This window comes from Tessaracoccus sp. OH4464_COT-324 (assembly GCF_003932855.1).
Lineage (GTDB): Bacteria > Actinomycetota > Actinomycetes > Propionibacteriales > Propionibacteriaceae > Arachnia.
Genome location: NZ_RQYZ01000075.1, coordinates 1 through 565, shown reverse-complemented (window position 1 = coordinate 565; position 565 = coordinate 1). Strand labels below are relative to the sequence as shown.

General features: G+C 63.2%; 1 protein-coding gene. It reads left to right on the top strand.

The window, feature by feature from the left end; translation table 11 throughout:
- The first annotated feature begins 118 nt into the window (after positions 1-118).
- Complete coding sequence (locus EII42_RS13110; RefSeq protein WP_158676520.1) at positions 119-511, top strand: hypothetical protein; 393 nt, start codon at positions 119-121, stop codon at positions 509-511.
- Positions 512-565 lie beyond the last annotated feature (54 nt).

Below are 565 nucleotides of genomic sequence, written 5' to 3'. Positions count from 1 at the left end.
GCTGATAGTGATGATCTGGTTGTTGAGGAGGATATTCAGGAGGCGCTGATCAATCCGAAGACTTCGGGTACTCGGGGTGATAAGGGTGGTCAGGGTGGTATGCCGCCGATGATGATGGGTGGCGGTGGTATGGGTGGTGCTGGTGCTGGGGGCGCTGGTGCTGCTGCTGGTGGTGGTTTGGCTGCTGGTCAGGCTGGTGTGGCTGGTATGGCTCAGGCGGGTGTGGCTCGGGGTGTGGCTGGTGCGCCGTTGGGGTCGCCGGTTGGGGCTGCTGGTGGTTTGGGTGCGCCTGGTGGTTTGCCTGGTGGTGGCTTGGGTGCGCCTGGTGGTGGCCTGGGTGGTTTGGGCTCTGGTGGTTTGGGGGCGCCTGGCGGCTTGGGTGGTTTGGGTGCTGCTGGTGCGGATGGTTCGTCGGGGTGGAAGTTTGGGGATCCGATTTTGCCGGGGGATCCGCGTCATGATGGTAGTTTGGGGCCGATTTATCCGGGGGATCCGCGCTACAACGAGTTGATTGGTGGGGGGTTCGGTCGTCCGGGTGTGGGTGGCGGCTTTGATGGTATCGGTG